General features: G+C 60.8%; 25 protein-coding genes. 20 read left to right on the top strand and 5 right to left on the bottom strand.

Features of this window, described 5'->3' with window-relative positions:
- Nucleotides 1-6: 6 nt before the first annotated feature.
- The 20 genes from ASF61_RS23660 to ASF61_RS21130 all read left to right on the top strand — a co-directional run bounded on the left by ASF61_RS23660 (nt 7) and on the right by ASF61_RS21130 (nt 15,447).
- Nucleotides 7-168, top strand: coding sequence for a hypothetical protein (locus tag ASF61_RS23660; protein WP_162242014.1), 162 nt, complete (start codon nt 7-9; stop codon nt 166-168).
- Complete coding sequence (locus ASF61_RS21220; RefSeq protein ID WP_056160626.1) at nt 165-644, top strand: head-tail connector protein; 480 nt, start codon at nt 165-167, stop codon at nt 642-644. The genes ASF61_RS23660 and ASF61_RS21220 overlap by 4 nt, the downstream gene beginning before the upstream one ends.
- Entirely contained in the window at nt 644-961 is a 318-nt protein-coding gene (locus tag ASF61_RS21215; RefSeq protein ID WP_056160623.1) for a phage head closure protein, read from the top strand. Before ASF61_RS21220 ends, ASF61_RS21215 begins: the two co-directional genes overlap by 1 nt.
- The gene (locus tag ASF61_RS21210; RefSeq protein ID WP_056160622.1) at nt 958-1,479 is read left to right on the top strand and encodes an HK97 gp10 family phage protein; all 522 of its coding nucleotides are present in this window, start codon (nt 958-960) and stop codon (nt 1,477-1,479) included. Before ASF61_RS21215 ends, ASF61_RS21210 begins: the two co-directional genes overlap by 4 nt.
- A complete protein-coding gene (locus ASF61_RS21205; RefSeq protein WP_056160620.1) occupies nt 1,476-1,829 on the top strand; it encodes a DUF3168 domain-containing protein in 354 nt (117 codons plus the stop codon). The genes ASF61_RS21210 and ASF61_RS21205 overlap by 4 nt, the downstream gene beginning before the upstream one ends.
- Before the next feature lie 100 nt (nt 1,830-1,929).
- Nucleotides 1,930-2,577 carry a phage tail tube protein gene (locus tag ASF61_RS21200; protein ID WP_056160618.1) on the top strand — a complete coding sequence of 216 codons (648 nt, stop codon included), beginning with the start codon at nt 1,930-1,932 and terminating at the stop codon, nt 2,575-2,577.
- A gap of 95 nt (nt 2,578-2,672) precedes the next feature.
- Nucleotides 2,673-3,101 carry a phage tail assembly chaperone gene (locus tag ASF61_RS21195; RefSeq protein ID WP_056160616.1) on the top strand — a complete coding sequence of 143 codons (429 nt, stop codon included), beginning with the start codon at nt 2,673-2,675 and terminating at the stop codon, nt 3,099-3,101.
- Nucleotides 3,102-3,106: 5 nt separating this feature from the next.
- Nucleotides 3,107-3,421, top strand: coding sequence for a DUF1799 domain-containing protein (locus ASF61_RS21190; protein WP_082491866.1), 315 nt, complete (start codon nt 3,107-3,109; stop codon nt 3,419-3,421).
- 1 nt (nt 3,422) lies between these two features.
- Nucleotides 3,423-8,111, top strand: a complete 4,689-nt coding sequence (locus tag ASF61_RS21185) for a phage tail length tape measure family protein (protein ID WP_056160614.1) — start codon at nt 3,423-3,425, stop codon at nt 8,109-8,111.
- Nucleotides 8,101-9,567: a hypothetical protein gene (locus ASF61_RS21180; RefSeq protein ID WP_056160612.1), complete on the top strand. Its 1,467-nt coding sequence runs from the start codon at nt 8,101-8,103 to the stop codon at nt 9,565-9,567. Before ASF61_RS21185 ends, ASF61_RS21180 begins: the two co-directional genes overlap by 11 nt.
- The gene (locus tag ASF61_RS21175; RefSeq protein WP_056160610.1) at nt 9,564-10,628 is read left to right on the top strand and encodes a hypothetical protein; all 1,065 of its coding nucleotides are present in this window, start codon (nt 9,564-9,566) and stop codon (nt 10,626-10,628) included. The genes ASF61_RS21180 and ASF61_RS21175 overlap by 4 nt, the downstream gene beginning before the upstream one ends.
- Nucleotides 10,628-10,936, top strand: coding sequence for a hypothetical protein (locus tag ASF61_RS21170; RefSeq protein ID WP_156369673.1), 309 nt, complete (start codon nt 10,628-10,630; stop codon nt 10,934-10,936). The genes ASF61_RS21175 and ASF61_RS21170 overlap by 1 nt, the downstream gene beginning before the upstream one ends.
- The gene (locus ASF61_RS21165) at nt 10,936-11,628 is read left to right on the top strand and encodes a hypothetical protein (protein ID WP_056160606.1); all 693 of its coding nucleotides are present in this window, start codon (nt 10,936-10,938) and stop codon (nt 11,626-11,628) included. Before ASF61_RS21170 ends, ASF61_RS21165 begins: the two co-directional genes overlap by 1 nt.
- On the top strand, nt 11,625-12,479 hold the full coding sequence (locus tag ASF61_RS21160; RefSeq protein ID WP_056160604.1) for a hypothetical protein: 855 nt from the start codon (nt 11,625-11,627) through the stop codon (nt 12,477-12,479). The genes ASF61_RS21165 and ASF61_RS21160 overlap by 4 nt, the downstream gene beginning before the upstream one ends.
- Nucleotides 12,480-12,482: 3 nt before the next feature.
- Complete coding sequence (locus ASF61_RS21155) at nt 12,483-13,628, top strand: hypothetical protein (protein ID WP_056160602.1); 1,146 nt, start codon at nt 12,483-12,485, stop codon at nt 13,626-13,628.
- 63 nt (nt 13,629-13,691) lie between these two features.
- Nucleotides 13,692-14,012: a hypothetical protein gene (locus ASF61_RS21150; RefSeq protein WP_056160600.1), complete on the top strand. Its 321-nt coding sequence runs from the start codon at nt 13,692-13,694 to the stop codon at nt 14,010-14,012.
- The gene (locus ASF61_RS21145) at nt 14,009-14,254 is read left to right on the top strand and encodes a hypothetical protein (RefSeq protein ID WP_056160598.1); all 246 of its coding nucleotides are present in this window, start codon (nt 14,009-14,011) and stop codon (nt 14,252-14,254) included. The genes ASF61_RS21150 and ASF61_RS21145 overlap by 4 nt, the downstream gene beginning before the upstream one ends.
- A complete protein-coding gene (locus tag ASF61_RS21140; protein WP_056160595.1) occupies nt 14,235-14,771 on the top strand; it encodes a glycoside hydrolase family protein in 537 nt (178 codons plus the stop codon). The genes ASF61_RS21145 and ASF61_RS21140 overlap by 20 nt, the downstream gene beginning before the upstream one ends.
- Nucleotides 14,768-15,163 carry a hypothetical protein gene (locus ASF61_RS21135; RefSeq protein ID WP_056160593.1) on the top strand — a complete coding sequence of 132 codons (396 nt, stop codon included), beginning with the start codon at nt 14,768-14,770 and terminating at the stop codon, nt 15,161-15,163. The genes ASF61_RS21140 and ASF61_RS21135 overlap by 4 nt, the downstream gene beginning before the upstream one ends.
- Nucleotides 15,160-15,447 carry a hypothetical protein gene (locus tag ASF61_RS21130; RefSeq protein WP_229205958.1) on the top strand — a complete coding sequence of 96 codons (288 nt, stop codon included), beginning with the start codon at nt 15,160-15,162 and terminating at the stop codon, nt 15,445-15,447. Before ASF61_RS21135 ends, ASF61_RS21130 begins: the two co-directional genes overlap by 4 nt.
- A gap of 90 nt (nt 15,448-15,537) precedes the next feature.
- Here ASF61_RS21130 and ASF61_RS23005 read toward each other — a convergent pair whose 3' ends face one another.
- The 5 genes from ASF61_RS23005 to ASF61_RS21115 all read right to left on the bottom strand — a co-directional run bounded on the left by ASF61_RS23005 (nt 15,538) and on the right by ASF61_RS21115 (nt 20,648).
- Nucleotides 15,538-17,058, bottom strand: a complete 1,521-nt coding sequence (locus tag ASF61_RS23005; protein WP_082491865.1) for a P-loop ATPase, Sll1717 family — start codon at nt 17,056-17,058, stop codon at nt 15,538-15,540.
- Nucleotides 17,059-17,189: 131 nt separating this feature from the next.
- Nucleotides 17,190-17,510 (bottom strand): hypothetical protein, encoded by a 321-nt coding sequence (locus ASF61_RS23520; protein ID WP_156369672.1) that lies wholly within the window; start codon nt 17,508-17,510, stop codon nt 17,190-17,192.
- Between the two features lie 186 nt (nt 17,511-17,696).
- Nucleotides 17,697-19,106: a site-specific integrase gene (locus tag ASF61_RS21125; protein ID WP_056160591.1), complete on the bottom strand. Its 1,410-nt coding sequence runs from the start codon at nt 19,104-19,106 to the stop codon at nt 17,697-17,699.
- A 333-nt stretch (nt 19,107-19,439) separates the two neighbouring features.
- Nucleotides 19,440-19,844, bottom strand: coding sequence for a TadE/TadG family type IV pilus assembly protein (locus tag ASF61_RS21120; protein ID WP_056160589.1), 405 nt, complete (start codon nt 19,842-19,844; stop codon nt 19,440-19,442).
- A gap of 147 nt (nt 19,845-19,991) precedes the next feature.
- Complete coding sequence (locus ASF61_RS21115; protein ID WP_056160587.1) at nt 19,992-20,648, bottom strand: hypothetical protein; 657 nt, start codon at nt 20,646-20,648, stop codon at nt 19,992-19,994.
- Nucleotides 20,649-20,775 lie beyond the last annotated feature (127 nt).

Here is a 20,775-nt window from a genome sequence, read left to right as displayed (position 1 = left end):
ATGACCATGGTCTTCGAAAAACCTTTCAAGGGCGTCCCAGACGGCGAAATTTACCCTGTCGATTATGCCCCGGGCGACGAGTGCCCCCCTGAATTGCTGGAAGCGGCCAAGGCGTGCGGAGTCGTCGCCGAAGACAAGCCGACCGAGAAAAAGGCCGCGCAGAAATGAGCCTTCTGTCGCTCGAAGTCGCAAAGGCGCACCTGCGTATCATCGGCGACGATGCCAATTCGGACCTCGAGTTGAAGCTGCAAGCTGCCGAGCAGGCAGCTGCTACTTACCTCAATCGCCGGCTGTACGCGTCACAGGCTGAACTCGACGCTGCCATTGCTGCTGTCCCCGGGCGAACGGCGGCCGCGCGATCCGCTCACACGGCGGCGATCGTCGCTGCGGCTGAGCTGGTCAATGCCGACGACCGGGCTCTGGCCACTGACGCCGCCGACGGCCGCTTGAGCTCGGCCAGCATCGACAGTATTCTCGTTTATCGAGGCATGGTCATCACGAGCGAAATCACCGCGGCAATTCTTCTGACCTTGGGTGATCTCTACGAAAACCGCGAGGATGCTGTTGTCGGTGTCTCGGTCGCGCCGCTCCCGCGCGGCGCGAAGGATCTGCTTCGCCCACACCGTGTGGGCGTGGGGCTGTAATGGGGGCGGGGCAGCGGCGATATCTCATCACCGTGCAAGCAGCGCCGGCGGGTAGCGATGAAAACGGGGATCTGATCAGGGAGTGGCGCGAGGTCTGCAAGGAGTACGCGGACATTCGCCTTCCGAGCGGCCTGGAAGCGATTCGTGCCGATGCGGTGGTGTCGTCGGTCCGGGCGTCTATACGCATTCCCTATCGTAGCGACCTCACAGCCGACATGCGGGTCGTACACGGCACCGCGTTTTACAACGTCAAAGCAGTGCTGCCCGACATGGCGCATCGGAAACACACGGACCTTATTTGCGAGCTGATCAAATGAGCATGATTAGAGTCGACCTTTCAGGCCTGCGTGCCAGGCTTGCTGGCCTGGAGGAGGCGGCCGAGGTGGCGGCGCGGCCTGCGGCCCAGGCAGCGGCCCAGGTCTATTACGACCGCATGGTGCGCAACGTCGAGCGCATCGGCCGCCAAACGGGCAACCTGCGGAGCGCTCTGTACCAAGTCTATTCGCAGGATCACAGCGGCCCCGGGCGCGCCATGTACCACATCAGCTGGAACCACCGCAAAGCGCCGCACGGTCACCTTGTCGAATTCGGCCACATTCAGCGCTACAAGGTTTACGTGGGCAGCGACGGCAATTGGTACACGGCAATTCGGCCAGAAATGCGCGGCAAGCGCGTTCCCAAGCGCGGCGCCAGCCAGGCCGTCAAGGACGCCTATTACGTGCCGCTTGCCACGCCCAAGCACGTAGCGGCACAACCGTTCGTGCGCAGCGCTGCTGCAGCCGCGCCGCTCGCCACTGCGGCAGCAGAGGCCCGGCTACGGGAGCTGATCCGATGACGCTGGAGGTCAAGCTCACGGCGATCCTCAAGGCGATCTCGCCGAGTACCTTCGCCGACTTCGCGCCGACCAGCACGCAGCGCCCCTACATCACCTATCAGCAGGTCGGGGGAGATGTGATTCCGACGCTTGCCGACATCGCCCCCGACAAGGAAAACGCCGAAATGCAAATCAGCGTCTGGGCGGATTCCAGGCGCGATGCAAAGGCTGTCATCACTGCAGTTGAAGCGGCGCTCATCGCTGCGCAGGATCTGTCAGCGCGTCCAATATCTGCGCCGGTGTCCGATTACGACGCGGACATGGAGCGCTACTGCTCCCGCCAAGATTTCAGCATCTGGGCGGACCGGTAAGCGCCCGCCTGAACCGGGCCATCAGGCCCACACAATTTTGCCCGCCAGGGCGCCACCAGCCGCTTTGAGCGGCTTTTTTACGTCCATAGAAAGGGCTACCATGGGTTACTCCCTCCCCGAAGGCTCCAGCCAGCAATATTCCAGCACCTTCGCTGCAGCCAAGGTGATCACCGCCATCAGTAATGCGGACGGCGCGGTCGCCACCTGCGCTGCGCACGGTTACTCGACCGGCGACGAAGTTCTGATCGTGATTGGCTGGGAAGATGCCACCGAAGCGATTTACCGCGTCACCTCGGTGACCGCCGACACGTTCCGCATCGAAGGCTTGGACAGCACCGACACGGATCTGTACCCGGTGGTTGGTGGCAAGGGTACCGCGCAAAAGGTGAGCGGCTGGCAAGCCATTCCCAAGATCGAGAACATCGATACCTCGGGCGGCGATCCGAAATACACGGAAGCCAACCCGCTGGCGCGCAAGCGCGGCATCAAGATCCCAGCTGGCTTCAACCCGATCAGCCTGACCGTCACCATGGGCTACGACCCGAGCGACGCGGTGTACCAGGACATGCTCAAGATCAGCCGTGCCAGCAAGAAGGTGGCCTTCAAGCAGGTCATCAAGGGCGCCGGCACCACGTTCGGCTACAGCTATCTGAGCGTGTCCGATTTCCCGAAGCTGAGCAAGGGCAACGTCAACACCGTTGATGCGTCCGTGTCGCTCATCGGCGGCGCCACCACCTACCCAACTTAAGCCGGCGCAAGCCGCAAACGAGCGCCGACTGGTCGCCGTCGCCTTCGCGGGCGCGGCGGCCGGCACGGGCATTACCTTACCCGCGAAAGAAAATCATGTCGAAAATCGTACTGGGCAGCACCCCGAAAAAAATCACGAAAGACCTGTCGTTCCCCTTGCTGGACGGCACCGTCGGCAAAATCGAGGTCGACTTCATCTACCGCACGCGCAAGGCCTTCGCCGAGTTCATCGACGATCACCTGGTGAAGATGCGTGCCGAGAGCACCGCAGCCATCGAAGCGTTGAAGGCCAAGGTTGCCGATGGCGACGACTCTGCGGCCAGCGTTGTGACCGAGGCTGAGCTGACGCTCACCACGCTGGACGGCCAAGCCGATTTCATCATGGCCTCGGTCAGCGGCTGGAACCTCGATGTGAAGTTTGATCGCGATGCGGTCGAGCAGCTGGTGGACGAAGTGCCTCAGGCGGCCACGGCCATCATCCAGTCGTATCGCGCAGCGATGACCGAGGGCCGGCTGGGAAACTGACCGAAGTGGCGGCGGCGTTCTACCAGCCGGCGCCCAAGCCCGAAGCGGGCAACCCATTCGGCATGCAGATGGCGGCCGCCGAGGAGGCGCGCGAAGTCGCCCTCTGGCCTGAGAATGCGCCCGTCTTCGTGCTCTTTCGCGAGCAGCAGACGCAGTGGCGGACCGGTCCAATGGGCGGCGTGACCGGCCTCGATTACACGTGCGCCCACCGCTCGCTTGATCGCATGGGCCTGACGCCTGAAGAACTCGACGAGTGGGAAAGTGACCTGCGGGTCATGGAGTACGCCGCGCTGCCGGTGCTGAACAAAGTGAAGGAATGAAATGAGCGAATCGCGCGGCGTCCAAATTGAAGCCGAGGTAAATACGACCGGCACGCGCGCTGGCTTCAATGAAATCGGCCAGCAGGCCGATGCAATGGCGCGCACCGTCACGCGCGCCAGCGGCGAGGCCGAGCGCGCGGTGGTCAACGTGGGCACCGGTTCTGGCCGATCGGCCCGCTCTGTCGCCGCGTCACAGCGCAGCATGATCGCTGAGATTCAGCGCACCACTGCGGCCATGGAGGCGGGCAGCCGCACCAGCGCTCAGTATTTCGAAGCGAGAGCGCGCCAGTTGAACGTCAATCCTGAGACGCTGGCGCCGTATCTGACGCAGTTGCGCGCTGTCGAGGGCGCGCAGCGCAACGTCGGCATGTCGGCCGCCGCCACGGCAGCGGCCATGCGCAATGTGCCCGCTCAGTTCACCGACATCGTCACGTCGCTGCAGGGCGGCATGCCGGTATTGACCGTTCTCACGCAGCAGGGCGGCCAGCTGCGCGATATGTTCGGCGGCGCCGGCGCCGCTGCGCGCGCATTGGGCGGCTATATGCTCAGCCTCGTCTCGCCGTTCACCGTGGCCGCTGCTGCTGCAGTCGCGCTGGGCGTGGCGTATTACCAGGGCAGTAAAGAAGCCGACGCCTACAGCCAGGCGATTGCGTCTACTGGCAATGCTGCTGGCGTGACGGCTGGCCAGCTCGGCGACATGGCAAAAGCGGCATCGCAAGCCGCCGGCACGCAGGGCAAAAACGCCGAGGTGCTGGCGCAGCTCGTGGGCACCGGCAAGGTCGCCGCCGACCAGCTCGTCGCTGCCTCGGTCACGGCGGTGCAGTCGCAAAAATACCTGGGCATCGAGGTCGAGAAAACCGTCCAGGCGTTTGCCGAGTTGGGCGGCGATCCGCTGAAAGCGTCGATCAAGCTGGGTGAGCAATACGGCTACCTCACGCTACAGACCTACAAGCAGGTCAAGGCACTGGAAGACCAAGGGCGCAAGAGCGATGCCGCGAAGGTGGCGCAGGCCGCCTACGCCGACGCTATGAAGGAAAAAAGCGGGCAGGTTGAGGCGTCGCTGGGGACGCTGCAGCGCACGTGGGGCGCGGTCGGCAGTGCGGCCAAGTCGGCGTGGGATCGGATGCTCGATATCGGCCGCGAGCCAACCCTCGCCGATAAAATTAAAGCCGCCCGGCAGCGCCTCGAGGACGCGCAGAAAGGGACCGTCACGGCCGCGCCGTTTTCATCGACTGGCATGGCGCCCACGCTGGGATTCGGTACCGGGCAAAAGGACACGAAGGAGCAGGCGCAGAAGGACCTGGACGCGCTTCTTCAACAGGAGGACAAGGAAAAGCGGCTGGCAGCGATCGAGGCCGAGCGCAACCGTCTGGCCGAGGCCGGCATCACCTGGGCGAAGGAAGGTGACCAGTATTTGACCCGCGCCGACCAGTTGCAGAAACAGCTGAACCTGAGCCGTGAGCAGGGCCTGGCCGCCGGCGAGTCGGATGTTGAAATTGCGAAGCGAGCGCTGGCAATCCGCGCCAGCTTTGGTGACGTCAGCAACGCCGGCGTCGAAGCGCAGATTTCGGCAATCACACGGCTGGGTGCGGTCCAAGAAGAAGCGGCCAAGCGCGCCCGCATGCTGCTGGAGGCCGACGAAGCACTGGGCGCCAGCCAGGCGCTCGACCAGCGCATGGAACGGGCTGAGCTTGCCGCCAAGCGGGACGAAGAAGCGCTCCAGCGGGAAAAGGCGCGCCAGGACGAACTCATCGCAGTGGAGTCGCGGCGCACCGTCTCCGAAGACCAGCGCGGCGAGCAGCAACGCAAGCTGGCCGACATGCGCGGGCAGATCGCGGTGATCGACGAGCAAATCCTCACTCGCCGCGCAAAGCTGACGGTCGATCTGAACCAGATGGACGTTGACGCCAGCCGCGCTGCGTTCGAATCCCTCGACCGGCTGCAGGCTGCGCGTGAGGCGGATGTCGCCGCGCTGCGCGGCCAGCTGCAGGCACAGAAAGATGAGAACGCTACGATCGGCATGAACAGCAAACAGCTGCAGGCCTATAACACCGAGCGTGTCGAAGAAGTCGCCAACATCGAGCTCGCCAAAGCGGCAACGCTGGACGGTATTGCCGGCCGCGAGGCCGAGGCAGAGGCCATCCGCGAATCGGTGCGCCTCATGCGCGAACTGAACGTTGAGCGCGGCATCGGGGCTTCGAAGAAAGAGTCGGTCGAGCAATGGAAGGAGGCAGTTAAAAAGTACGACGACATATTCCGTCAAGGTTTTGCCGACATGCTCAACAACGGCAAATCTGGCTGGAAGTCCTTCACGAAATCGCTGACGACCACCTTTAAGACCAGCGTTGCTGACGAGATCTACAAAATGTTCGCCAAGCCGTTTGTGGTGAACATGGTGGGCAACATGATGGGGATGACCGGCGCTGGCGTGCCAGGCATGGCATCTGCCATGAGCATGGCGGGCGCTGGTAGTAGCGCGCTCGACCTGGTGTCGATGGGCCAGAAAATCTACCAGGGATTCACCACCGGGTTTTCCACTGTGGGCGCCACTCTGGGCGGCTACGTCGCCACGCTGGGCAACATGTTCGGCTCCGCATCGGTGTCCGCGTTTGGCGCCGGCATGGGTATGACAGGTGCCCAGGCCGCCAACGCCGCAGCAGCATACAGCGCAGCCGGCATGGCCGGTACCGGCTCGGCGATCTCTGCTGGTAGTTTTGCCGGCGCTACGCTGGGCGAGGCCACCGGCATCCTCGGCGGAGTCTACGGCGGCCGGATCATCTCCGGGGGCTATGGCATCAGCGGATCGGGAAACAGCACCGTCAACGCGGGCACCGCCATCGGCGCAGTCGTCGGGTCGGTCGTCCCGGTGCTCGGAACGGCGCTGGGCGCGCTGGTCGGCGGTTTGTTGGGCGGCGTGGCGAATCGCTTCTTCGGCTACAAGTCGGCCCAGGTGGAAAGCCAAGGCCTGAAAGGCACCATCAGTTCCAGCGGGATCGACGCGCAAGCCTACGCGAACATCCTGCAGAAGGGCGGCTACCTCCGCAGCGATAAACGCCGTACTGAGAACACCTCGCTCGACACGGAAACCGACAATTCCCTCGACACCACGATCAAGACCATGATCGCTTCGGTGAAAGGGTTTGGCAAAGCCCTCGGTATCGAGGCAAACGCTATCGACGGCTACACGAAGGTGTTCGACCTCAAGTTGACCGGCGACGCAGCAAAAGATAACGAGCTGGTAGTGAGCCTGCTCGATACGGTGAGCACTGAGCTGGCCGAACGTCTAGTCCCCGGCCTGTCTCGCTTCGCGGCGCAGGGTGAGGTGTTGAGCGCCACGCTGCAGCGGGTCACCGCGGACTATGTCGCGGTGGACACTGTGCTGGATGCCATCGGTCAGACGGCGCGCGTGACCGGCGTGGCGGGTATCGAAGCGCGAGAGCGCCTGATCGCTGCTGCCGGTGGGCTCCAGGTGCTGGCCAACGGTGTCAGTTCGTTCCAGCAGAACTACCTGACCCAGGCTGAGCAGTTGGCGCCCGTGCAGAAACAGGTGGCCGCGCAGCTGGCGTCGATGGGGCAGTCGAGCCTCAAAACGACCGATCAGTTCAAAGCGGCCGTGCTGGGCATCGATGTCAGCACGGAGGCCGGCGCGAAGTTGTTTGCGCAGATGATTGCGCTGGCACCGGCGTTCAAGCAGGTGGCCGACTACGCGGATGAATTGGCTGGTGCAGTGCGCTTGACGGAAGCGCAAATTCGCGACCAGGCATCCGACCTTCGACAACAGCTCAACGAAATCACGATGAGCCAGGTGCAGCTGCTGGAAATTCAGCGTGCTGCCATCGCCGACGTGAACAAGTCGCTGTTCGACCAGGTGCAGGCCGCCAAGCGGGTAGCATCGGCCAAGGACGTGCTGGCCAGCGCCTACAGCAACGAATCGTCTGCCATGAAAACAGCGATCGATGCGTCGAAATCGTGGGTGAGCACGCTCAAGGGCATGAACGACAGCCTGGCACTGGGCAACCTCTCTATCCTGACGCCAGAGCAGCAGTATGCCGAGGCTCGGCGCCAGTTTGAGCAGACGCTGGCGGCCGCCAATTCAGGGGACGCGGCGGCGCAGGGTCGGCTGTCCGCCGCCGAGCAAGCCTTCCTCACGGCCTCGCAGGCTGTGAACGCGTCGGACGCAAAATATGCGGCCGATTACGCGCGTGTGATTGCAGCCAACCAGGACGCAGCCAAGTGGGCGGCGGAGCAGGTGGACCTGCAGCATGCCAGCTACGACGCGCTCGAGGCGCAGGTCAAGGGGCTGATCACCATCAACGACAGCGTGCTGACGGTGGCGCAGGCCATTGCTCAGCTGCAGGTGGCGATGGGTGTGTCGGACGCTCAAGGTGTGAAATTCACCAACGCCCCAGCGGTGGTGGCCACGGCCGCCAGCGCCGCGCCGGCGATTGATTACAGCCGCTACTCGGCCGCGTCGAATGCTGGATCGGACGCCCTTGTCGCCGAGGTCAAGGCACTGCGCGAGGAGGTGAAAGCGCTGCGCTCCGACCAGGCTGCGCAAACCAGCGCGGTGGTGAAGGCGACCGCCGAATCGAACGCGAAAGCCGCCGGGACAGTGGTAGCGGGCGTGGAGAAATCGGCCAAGGCTTCGGCCTGGGCCTCTACAGTGAAAAAGGATGCGTATGACCGATGAGCAATACCTGGCCTGGCTGAAAAATCCAGCCGCCGTGCGCATGGTGCTGATCGAGGCGCAGGTGAATGTGGCCGGCGCCGAGGTGACGCGCTACATTGCCTCGCGCGAATACGTGACCGGGCCGTCCGACACGCCGGCTAACACCGTGTACCGCGCGGTTGCCAAGGGCGGCCTAGCGTTCACCGAGCAGGTTAGCCTGACCGGTGAGGCGGCGCTGTCCGGCGGCGACATCGAGCTGGACAACGGCGACGGCGCGCTCGACAGCTGGCTGGGCGACGTGTGGCGCAACCGGCGCATCCGCGCCTGGCGCGGCGACCCGGCCTGGCCGCGCGCAGACTTCCGGCTGGTGTTCGACGGCATCGTCGATGATGTGGGCAGTTCGAGCCGCGAAACCGTGAACCTGGTGCTGCGCGACAAAATGCAGCGCCTGAACACCCCGATCAGCGAAGCCAAGTTGGGCGGCACCTCGACGAACAAGGACGCGGTCTTGCCGATCCCTTTCGGTGAATGCCACAACGTGTCGCCACTGCTCACCAATCCGGCGACGTTGGAATACGGATTTCTCGGCGCCGTGGAATCGGTGTTTGAGGTGCGGACCAACGGCAAGCCAGTTCCTGTAGACGCGGGCGCGCCGGGGCGCTTCAAGATGCAGATCAACCCGCTGGCCAGCACCGTCACCTGCAGCGTGCAGGGCGACAACGGCGCCGGCTACGCACCGCGTATCGCGCCGCTGGTGCGCCGCATCGCCACGGCCTACGGCAAACCTGCCGATCGATTCACCGATGCTGACCTGGACCTGGTCAACCTCGCTGCATTCGATGCCGCCCACCAGCAGCCGGTGGGTCTGTACGTCGCCGACCGGACCAACCAGGCGCTGGCGATCCAGCAGCTGGCCGCCAGCGTGGGCGCGCAGGCGATCATGTCGGCCACCGGCAAGCTGCGCCTGGTGCAGATCGCGCTTCCGGCACCTGGCACGCCGGTGGAAATCGGCCCCGACCAGATGCTGGCCAACTCGCTGCGGCCGGCCGAGCGTCTCCCGGTGGTAGCCGCGGTGAAAATCGCGTTCGACCGCAACTACACCGTGCAGGGAGCGCTCACGACCAGCATCCCGCCGGAACACGCTGACCTGTACGCGACCGAGTGGCTGACGGAAACAGTGGTGGACGAGACGGTGCAGGCGAGGTACCGCCTGACAGACGACCCGGTGCAGATCGAAACCTGCCTGAAACGGCGCGTGGATGCCAATGCCGAGGCCAGGCGCCGCCTGGCGCTGCGCAGCGTGCCGCGCACCATCTACGAACTCGACGGCGAGCCGGAGCTGAACGTGCTCGAGCTGGGCGCGCCGGTGGTGCTGCGTGATCAGCGCTGGGGGCTGGCCGCCGGCGCGCCCGGCGTGGTGGTGATGCTACAGCGGCACTGGATGACCGGCCGCGTGACCGTAGGAGGATTGGTATGAGCGCAATCGTAGGGGAACGCGACAACCTGATCATGAACACCGTGCCTCGGTTCGAGCCGGCGCGGGACAAATCGATGTCACTGGCGGCCACGACCCGGGTATTCAAGGTCATCGCGACCGGCACCAACACGGCCGTGCCGGCGGTGGCCGCCTTCACGCCTGCGATGATCAACATGGACGGACAGGTGGCGTTCACCACCAGCGACGGCAGCGCGCTGACGGTGGCAGGGAATACCGCCGTCCTCGCGTATGTCGATATGCGCAGCGAGAGCGTGACGGTCACCGCAAAAATTACCGTCGAGGGGCGCATCTACGAGGCCAGTGAGACCGTCGTGAAAATGTACGACGGTACGATCGGCGAGGACGGCAAGCCGGGAAATTCTCGGCGGGTCTGCTACAGCAATTCCAGTCTGATCGCGCTGGCCAGCTCGCCCGCGCAGATCGTCACCGAGGGCGAAACCTCGTATCCCCCGCTCAATGCCTGGGGCTCCGGCAACGCATGGGAAGGGTCCCCGCAGGAACTGGCGCTAGGCATGTTCCGCCACTGCTCGGACGGAATATTTGACCTGGTCCGTGGTGTCACCGTCTGGTCGGCGCCGTACCTGCAATGGTTCCGCGTCGGCCAGCTGAGCGCAATCGCGGCTGACATCGGCAAGATCACGGCCGGCGACATCTACAGCGCCGTGCTGCATGGCGGTCCTGGTTACGCGCATAGCACCTACGAGTGGCCGAAGAACCTGCAGGGCGGCTTTCACCTCAGTGCGCTGGGCTTCCTGATGGGTAACCCTCTGACTGGTCGATATTTTCAGGTCGATGCAAGCGGCGACGTTTACGCGCCAGGCCTCTCGATCGCTAACGGGTCGGCGATATTCAGCGGCAATCTGGCGGCCGCCACCGGAACATTTGCTGGCGAGCTGCAGGCTGCAACCGGAACCATTGGGCTGCTGCGCAGCAAGGCAACTGGAAAGCGCGCTGAGTTCGACAGCAACGGCCTCCGGGCCTATGGACCAAATTCCGACAACCCAATGGGTGGTCTTGTAGCGCGCGTGGGGGTGTGGTGATGGGGGAAGGTCTTCAAACATTTGATCTTGTCACCGGTGAATTGGTGATGGATGTCTCGACCGTAGTCGGGCGCCAGATCGCCATCATCGACGCCAGCGCGATGACAGGCTCAGCGGTGGTTCCGGGCCTGGACCAAGGTATTCCGTTCGCCGTGCCGGTGATGGACACGCGCACCGGGATCTCGGGGTATGCAGCGACAACGCTGCCGATCGTTACGTTTTCGGGGAATACAGTCTCCTGGCAGCGCAAAGGATACGAATTTGTTTCGTCGGTACCGCCATGTCAGCTCGTCTTGGGGGTGTACTGATGTCCGGTTTTGAATCTCGCAACACTACGTCACGCACCTTCCAGGTTGACGGTGTTTTCAAAAATTACGTCCTCGATCGCGTGGTCGAAGTAGTCGTGGTATCGGAAGCGCTGCAGGGATTTCCAACGTCCGTCCGCGTGGGGCGCACACCAATCAATGCGGGCGAGATCGTGGCAATCCGGTCCGCTTATCCATCTGCGGTTGCGTCGGTTTCGGACGGCAAGCTGGAGGTGCACCAGGGACGCGAGAACGTGCCGAACAACGCCACCGTGATCTGCTATTTCTTCGCGCCGATCAGCACGTCGACCGCCACGTCCGGCGTGCAGGTATTTCACGAGGTGACGGGTGAGCTGCTGTTCTGCGCTTCGAAGAAGCCGATCCGGATTGTAAAAGTGGTCGATGGCCACGGAGATTTCAGCCTCGACATGACCCGGACCTATGCCACGGTGCTGCTGAACCAGTACTACCGGTTGATCACGAGTGGGTTTCAGCAAAACGGTTCGTCGACGAAAACGATCCAGGCTGAACGCAGCTTGGTCAGTCCTCTCAGCACCGGGTTACGCATTGCGGTCGCGGTCGAAATCTTTGGCGCGGCGCTGGGGCCGCCTCAAGATTATCAGCCATCCAGTGCAACGTCTCCCAGCGTAGACGTCGCCAGACACCTCATCATTGACGTCACAGGGTACGCATGAACAATCTCCGCATCATCTACGATAACGCTATCGACCGCGCAGTCCTCACGGCCTCGAGTCAAGCCGGCGGGCTGGGTCCGGCCAACCTGCAGCGCGACGAGCGCTCCGCGGTACTGCGCGCCGAGGGCACCGGCGTGGCGATCTTCGCGACGTGGCCCACGCCTGAACTGATTGCCTGCGTGGCCCCGATCCGCTCAAACATGAACAGCTCGGCGCGCATGCGGGTGCGCGGCTACGACCGGGCGGGCGACTCCACTCCGGTGCTCGACACCGGCGTCATGATGCCGTGTCCGGAGGCGCCGCTGGGTGCTTCGCCGATCGGCTACCTGCCGCCTGGCTGGAACGGTTACCAGTGGGGCGGCGTGAACACCTGGGCGCGCGGCGGCGGCTCCGACGGCGTGGCCTGGTTCGAACCGGTGAGCGTGCGCCAGCTGGTAATCGAGCTGTCCTCGGTCGACAACCCGGACGGCTACATCGAGCTTTCGCGCCTGGTCGCCGGCATGTACTGGTCACCCGAATACAACGCCAGCTACGGCGCCAGCGCCACCTCAGTCGATACCAGCGAGAGCTACCGCACCGCCGCCGGCGCCGCCAAGAATAATGTCGGCACGCGGCACCGGCAGCTGAGCCTCAATCTGGAGTTCCTGACCGGTGCCGACAGCGCGCGGCTCGCGCGCATCGTGGACGAGTGCGGCACAGTCCGCCCTTTGCTGTTCAGCCTGTTCCCCGAAAATGCAGATCCTGTGCTCGAGCAGCAGCACATGCTCTACGGCCGCATCGCAAACATCGAGGCCATCAGCGCCCCAAGTTTCGGCATTTATTCCACACCACTCCAGATCGAAGGGTTCTAAAAAATGGCAAATAAGTTCAAGGCGGGCATGCTCAATTTTATCGAGGTGCTGAACCAGATGTGGGATGCGTTCGCGGCCGGGCCGTACAACGCGCTGCCGCTGACTGGAGGCAGCCTGACCGGGGAGGTAGCCAGCAACGCCGTGATTTACGTAGGCAGACTGGGCCAGCCTTTTACATCGAGCGCGCTTTTTAGCCCTTACGGAGCCGCTGATCCTGTTTCACGGCAACGCAAGCTGGTCGCGAGCCTGGCTGTCCGGGGTATTCCGGGGATTGCGTATGACGGGCAGTGGCAGGTGCTCACGTCCTCCGGTCCAGAAATTTCCCGCCAGGGCTACACGCTTTCGTTTGTCGCTACCGATGAGGTTACCGGGTTTTCCGGTAACACGCCGCTCACCCTGCAGGGTAATGGTGACGCGTCTGTGGATGGCTCTTTTTCTGTGGGTGGCTCGCTGCGCGCCGGGGTAGCCAACACCGAGGCGCAGGGCGTGTTGAAGATGGCCGTGGCCAACAGCGCGAATTTTTTCGTAAGTGCCGGCGCCACCGGATCGAGCACTGGGTGTGCTCTGAACATCACATCGAACACAGTCACTGGTCGTGGTTTGAATTCGTCCGGCACGCTCAACGCCAGCGGCGCCGACTACGCCGAGTACATGGTAAAGGCGGCAGGCTGCGGTACGGTTGCCCCCGGCGCCATCGTCGGCATCGACGCGGAAGGCCGCCTGATCGATAAATGGTCACTGGCTGTATCGTTCGCCGTCAAGTCCAGCAACCCATGCATGGTGGGCGGCGACAACTGGGCTGAACACCTCGGAACACGCCCGGACACCCCGGAGCGCCAGGACGATTTCACAGACGAGCAATGGGCCGATGCGCAGGCTGCCGCCCTGGTTGCGCAGCAGGAATTCGATGCAGCGCTCGAGCAGGCGCGCCAGACGGTAGACCGCGTCGCGTTCGCCGGCCAGGTGCCCGTGAACCTGCAGGGCGCGACGCCAGGCCAGTACATTGTGCCCGTGCAGGTTGACGCCGGAATCGCCGGCCAGGCCGTCGACGAGGCTGACATGACGCTGGTCCAATACATGCGTGCCATCGGCCGGGTGATCGCCGTCGAGAGCGATGGCCGTGCGCGCATCATCGTCAAAGTCGCATAAGTAGAACCCGCAGCACCACGACCCGCTTCGGCGGGTTTTTTTACGCCCACAGAAAGGCAAAACATGCCAGCAGATGAAGTAGTAGAGGCCGACCGCCACGCGGACAACCAGCGTCGAATCAAGGCGCTGGAAGACGAATTGGCAGCGGCAGTCGAGACCATCAATCGTCTCGACGCACGTGCGGAGGAAACGCTGGATGTGCTGGGCGCTATCAAGAGCCTTATCGGCCAGTTAGACGTTCCGGCCCTGCGCGAAATGGCCGACGCGATGAACACGATGAAGGGCGGCGTCCGGGTTCTGGGCTGGCTTGAGCGCCCGGCCAAATGGCTGACGGTAATGGCGGCCCTGGCCGCATCGATTTATGGACTGTGGAAAATCAAATGAAAAAACTCGAACTGATCGAAGACTGGCGCGCTGTATTGACCCGCGCCTGGTCGATGAAATTCAGCATCCTGGCTGCCATACTGGGCGGCCTGGAGGTGGGTGTGCAGTACGTGCAGCCGGCCGGCATTGCGAATGGTCTGTTCGCCGGCATCGCCTCGGCGGTGTCGCTGCTGGCCGGCATGGCGCGCCTGGTAGCACAAACTGAACTGACCGGAGGTGGCAATGAAGCCAGCGCAAAATAAGGCCCGAAGTCTGGTCGCTGCTCTCACGCTCAGCGCCGCCGCCTTCGGCGCATGGCAAGTCAACGAAGGCTGGACCGGCAATGCTGTCATCCCCACCAAGGGCGACGTTCCCACCATCGGCCACGGCTCGACGCGCTATGAGGACGGGTCCCGCGTCAAAATGGGCGATGTAATCACTCGGCAGCGGGCCGCCGTGCTGGCCCGGAACCTGATCAGCGCGGACGAGCGCGCGTTCGCGGCATCGCTTCCGGCCGGTGCAGCGCTTTACCAAGAAGAGTTCGACGTGTACATGGACTTTGTTGGGCAGTACGGGGTCGGCAACTGGCGCAGTTCATCAATGCGCACCAACATTGCGGCTGGTCGCTACGTGGCCGCATGTCAGTCGCTGCTTATGTACCGTAAGGCCGCTGGTTACGACTGTTCGACCCTGGTAGACGGCAAGCCAAACCAACGCTGCTACGGTTCGTGGCTCCGGCAGCTCGAGCGGCACAGGAAGTGCATGGCGGTGCAGTCGTGAGCGCCCTGGATCTTGCCGGCGGCGCAGCGGTCGCCGGCATCTGGCGCGTTGCAGCCGTGCTGCTGGCCTGCCTGCTGCTGGTCGTCGGTACCGGCACCGGCACCGGCTGGTGGCTGGCGGGAGCTGCGCGCGATCGAGCGCTGGCCAGTCTGAAGGCGGAGCAGGGCGCCAACGCCTTGCTCCGCGCCTCGATCGACGTCCAGAACAAGTCTGCGGAATCGATGAAGCGCGCCACCGCTCAAGCCGAAGCGCGCGGCGCTGCCGCCCGTGCGGCTGCTGTCGCCGCCGGCCGCCGGCTCGATGCTGCCCAGGCCAAGCTGGCCGACGCGCGCGCCAGCAGCTGCGATGAGGCCATGCCGTACGTGAACCAGCTACTGAGAGACGTCAAATGAAACAGCTCCAGCACCGCCTGCGGTATTTCGCTGCACCTGCGGTTTTGCTCTGCGCCTATATGTTGCTGGCCGGCTGCAGCACCGTACCGCCGGCGACGCAGATCGTCGAGGTGCCGGTGCACACGCCGTGTGTGAAGGAAGTGCCGGCGCGGCCGGTGTACGAGTTTGACAAGTTGCCGCTCGACGCACCGGATGGCGCTAAGATTCTGGCGCTGGCGCGGGACTGGCCGCGGGGGCGGAAATACGAGGGCGCGCTAGAAGGGGCTCTAGCGGGCTGCCATTAATGGCAGATTGTCCGCTTACGCCCCAAAGGAGACACTTTAATATTTTTCGAAGTAAAAGAAATTGTAAAATATCTCACTAAAATCATTAAATTACAATATTTGCAAAGCCTTAAATAATCCTCTATGTACAACTAACGATTCCTTGTAGTTGATATTTGCATCTTGATTTTTATATCGGAAAACCTGCTGATTTTTTTGTTGTGGTTGATTTCCGATAACGCTAAATAGAAACAATACCTGCAACACAAAATCAGAGTCCTTTTCAGAAAATTTCTTTACCGAGTCTAAGCGAGCGTAAGTAGATTTGAATTCTGCACGCGTAAAGGTTTGCTTTCGAATTTGTGAAATAACATCGAAAACATTAGAGATATCAGGAATGACGGCCTGAATTTCGTCAATAATTTCACTTTTCAAATAATTCGAAAATGCTGTATCGTTATCTTTCACAAGGGCAGGCGATATAATGGATAGAGGGCGTTTTTCAAGGGAGTTTTCGGCGCAATTCCTGATAAAGCTTATGTAATCTCGCGGCCTAAAAAACGTACTGCGGCTTATGTAATCAAAGATCGATATAGCCGAACCCGTACCTCCGCCTGTCACTATGGGGCCTTTAGAAAATATCATTCCCCATGCCTCACTGAAGCTATAAATTTTTGAATTTTTATCGATAGCCCGCGATAAACGGTAAGCAAGCAGGTCCTTTATTTTTTCCGAGCTCCATCCCAATTCGATCTTATAGTCATTCCACTTTGTTTTATCTGGGTCTTGAATAGTACTATATATATCATCACGAAGAAATATTACCGGAAGCACATTGCCTTTACCGTTTCTACTTAGAGTTGCTTTGACATCTTGAACTGCTTTAAATAGTCCATTCAAAAGCGCCGTGTATGATTTGTTCTGAACAACGTTAACCATATCTCTATAGTCTTCATCCAACTCATCAAAAAGAACAAAGTAATTTGACTCGTCTATGTGCTCAATGATTACCCTTTCCAATACCTCTACCCGCTCTATCCAATTTGGCGCGTTAGTAACTAGTTGCCCCTTTGCCCCACCACCAGTGCCGAGGATGCTTAAATTGAAGTCAGTAGCAGTCCACTGCGTAATCCATCGAGCTAAGCTTGATAGAGGATCTGGGGAAAAGACCTTCTCCAATGCACTTCTAACAGCAGAATCGATGGCTTGATTTTTCACCATCAATTTACAGATAATGCTGTATATTAGATATTTCCATAGAGTAATATATTGGTTGGTCGGCGTAAAACCCTCATTTTTTAATTTATATAGGTCATTAAAAGGAAAATTCTTGAAAGATAATTTTTCACAAAATTGATTATAGTCCTGACGTCCGAAGAAAAATTCTGCGATTGCAGTTTTCCCAGTTCCTTTCCTACCAATAACGTAGGATTTTTTCCCAGTTTCAATTGCCTTCACTTCAGATACGTGAAAGAAATATCTTTCGATAGACTCGCTCTTTGCTTCAAGCTTCCAATTATCTCTTATTTCCTCAAATACAGACTTCAATACATCACCACTAAGAGGAGGAGAAGTGGCGTGTTTAGGAAAGTGCCTGCGACGACGAGAGTTGTTACGAACTTCTTGATGCATTTTATCTCCTAGGAATGTTCAAAACCGTAGAAATTTTAAAATTACAAAATAATTCTATTTTCATCACGTGCGATAGTACTGCCCACTTATCATGCATGGGTGTAAATAGTCACGTATTAGCCGATTGCTCCTCATTCTGACGGAGATTTCTCATCTTGCATCAACAAACGGCGTCGCTCTAGATCCAGCCTTAATGTTCGGCCACTGATTTTCCAACGCAAAAAGCAATTAGACAGGGCTAGACGCTGTGCAAAAATATAAATTAATGCTGTGAGTACCACGATCACTCGCGCGGTGCCTTCAAAAAAGTAAGTCTTAAAGGGCAAGCCATGAGTCACTGTCCAATAAATACTTAGTAAGCTTGTACACATCCCAACAACTGCTGCCAGCGCATCACCTTGAATTTTCCTGAGGCGTTTGCGGTGCTCAACATGAGGATCGGATATATCCATAATTCGAGATTAAAGGTTAGTCTGCTTTTGGCTGAATCCATTCAACAATATCAGATTTTCCAATCGGAAAAATCACACATTCTCACATTCTCCCGACACATGGCTTTGGGGCGGCTGCAATCTCAAGTCGATCGGCTGCATCTGGCCGACAGCGAACAATATTATCAAAATTTCCAGTTGGAAATCTCACGCACTATCACTTTCGCACGCCATAATTTGCACATCAGACAGTCGTTTCCCCAAGGCCGCCCATGCCGCGCGCTTTTCCTCCGCATAGTCGTGGTGCATGTAGTGCCGACGCACCTTGCTGCCTGGCAGAACGTGATTCTGGCAGCGGTCGATGATGTCGAGCGCGACACCAAGCTGCTGCATCATGGTGGCGCCGGTGCGGCGCAGGTCGTGCGGCGTCCACTCTCCATTGGCGCCAGCGGCCAGCACCAGGGTGTTGTCGTTACGCCGGTTCTCGAGCACGCGCGGCGATCCGTCCTTGGCCTTCTTGAACATTACCTGGCGATCGCCCAGCTGTTTGCTGATTGACTTCACGTCGAGGTGGCTGGTGGCGCCCCGATTGGGGAAGCACCATTCAGTGTGGCCGGTGATGGCGTGCAACTCGACGAACTGCTCGAGCGCGAAAGGGGAGAGGTAGACCATGAGGTCGGCCACGTTGTCCTTGACGTTTGCCTTCGGCAGAAACCACTCGCCGGCGGCCAGGTCCACGTGCTCCCACCTGGCCATCGTCATCTCGCCGACGCGGCACAGCGTTGACAGCATGATCCAGATCGCGCGCTCGCTGGTCTTCTCCAGCGGCTGGGCGGCCAAGCGCTTATTGGGCGCGGCGTCGTACTGCTCCCGCATGCGCGCCAGCAGGCCGTGCAACTCGCGGATCTCCTCCGGCGCCAGCACCCGGTCGCGGTAGTTGTCCATGTCGTACTCGGGCGCGACGATCTTCTCGATTTCGATCAGCTCCATTGGGTCACCTTCGACCAAGAGCTTGCGCCATGGCTGCCGCTTGCGCGCCCAGGCAAACATCTGTGTCAGGCTGTTGCGCACCATCACCGCCGACCGGTTGACGCCGCGCTCGACCATCGTGCGCAGCACGGCACGCAGGTGGTGCTCGGTCACGTCCTTGACCGCGATGGCGCCGATGGCCGGCAGCACGTCCACCTTGAACATGCGCTTCAACTGCTCGTTGCCGTCCTTGCGGCGCACGCCGTCGGCAATCCAGGCCTCGAACATATTTTGGACGGTCATGTCCAAGGCTTTCGCCGCTTCGATCGCCGCCAGCTTTTGGACCATTTCCTCTTGCTTGTCGTGTCGGATGATCTTCCGCTCGACGCCTGGGTTGATCCCGGCGCTGACCTTATCGCGTGCGGCATCGCGGGCGGCGCGTATCGTCGCCAAGCTGTCTGCCGGCCAGGCGCCACACGACAGATCCTTGAGCTTCTCGCCGAAGCGGTATCGGTAGTAGAACGAGATCGAGATGCCGCCATCTGACCGAGTCCGTACGCGCCCGAACAAGTTTCCCTCATCCCGCACAACTTCGCCGGCCTGCGCGGCCGTGATCGCTTCTAACCCACGCTGCGTTAATTTTGCCATTTTTTTATACAGGGTCGGAGGTCGGTAAAAATTACCCCTACAATTACCCCTACAGTTTTCCGAATTCGCATGGTATCGCCTGAAACGCGGTGATACAAACTATTTTTTCAAGTCTTTGATTTTTATGGGGTAAATGCGGATTTCGGCTGGCAGTGATACAAGGTGAAACGGGTCAAAATTGACATGGGGTGCACGGGGTCGGAGGTTCGAATCCTCTCGCCCCGACCAAGAGAATCAGCAGTGATGGCGCGAGCCATATGGAAACGCGGGGTTGTATAGCCATACAACCCCGCGTTTTGTCTTTTCAGCGCGCGTTTTTCAGGCGCGCTGGCGTCACCTGCCGCGGTACGGGACCTCGACGGTGACATTGACGGGCAGGGTCATCTGCGTGACGTCCCGGAAAAACAGGTCCTCCACCGTCAAGTAGATACGCACCGTCACCGTGGCGGGCTTGGCGGCCGATCCGCACGAGAAGCCGTCGCATTGTATGGTCACCAGCGGCGGGGCGCCGCCGGGGCGTAGATCTGCCAGCATCTCGTCGACAATTTCCGTGGCAATCGCCGCCGCACCTGGCGCCTTGTAGGTGCTGGTGATGTCGCCGAGCGGGATGCGCGACAGATAGTCTGCAGCGCTGGCAGCTGCGGCTTGGGCGGTGCTGTAGTGCAGCATGTAGCGCCCGAGATACAACGGAAAAGCCAGCAGGAGCAGCAGCAGCGGCAGCACCAGGAAGAATTCCATCGCCGCCACACCGTCTGCCCTTTGTTTGGTTTGTCGATGCTTGACCACGCGCACCCCGCAAGTTGATGGCAACAGCGGCCACGATGACAGCTAACCGGCGGGCAACATTGATAGGTGTCGAAGCGCGTGCGCGGCGATACGGCCGGTTCAGCGCCGGATCTTTTTCCGGGCGGCTGCGACCAGGCCGAGCATGCCCAGGCCCAGCGCCATCATCACGCCAGGCGGCAACTCCGGTACTGCTGATGCGGTCGGCGGCTGGTTGACGCCGGCATCGAGGGCGACCGTTTCGGCGGTGAACCGGATGCCGTTGAACTGGATGTGCCCGGAGAAGTAGCTGGGCAGTTGTCCGACCACGATTTCATAGATCAGCACGCGGTTGTACTGGCCCGACGCGACCGAGCTTTCCGTTGCATAGTGGAGCGCGCTGCCGTCGTCGGTGAGCGTGCCGGAATGGCCCGTGCCCACCAGCTCCGAACTGTACGGGCCGCACTGGTCGCAATACGGCACCAGCACGTCGAAGGACAGGTCAACGTAAGCGTTTCCCTCGGTGGCCTCGCCGAGGGAGTAAGTCGCGTCCAGCGTCGCGTTCATCTTGCCCGTCAGCGCAAAACCGGCCGGAGCCTGCATCTCGAACACCATCTTGTCGATCCACATGCCGGAGCCGTCCCACGACGGCGTGTACACCGGCGCGTAGGCGAAATCATAGGTGACGGCGGTCGCTGCGGGGCTGCCGGCTGCGTGGGCCAGTCCGGCCGCTGCCGCGAAGAGCAGGGCGGGCAGGTATTTCGAGAAGATGCGGTTCATGATGGTTGCTTCGATGTCAGTATGTAAATGACGAATATACATGCAAAATCGACCAAACATGCACGGCCTTGGACATTTACAGTGTGCGCGCCACGCTGGCGCCACCGAACGCACCCTGGTTCAGCCA

Source organism: Duganella sp. Leaf126, assembly GCF_001423125.1.
In the GTDB taxonomy this organism is placed as follows: Bacteria; Pseudomonadota; Gammaproteobacteria; order Burkholderiales; family Burkholderiaceae_D; genus Rugamonas.
Note: the sequence above shows the minus strand (reverse complement) of the source record. Positions and strands in the feature narration are given on the sequence as shown.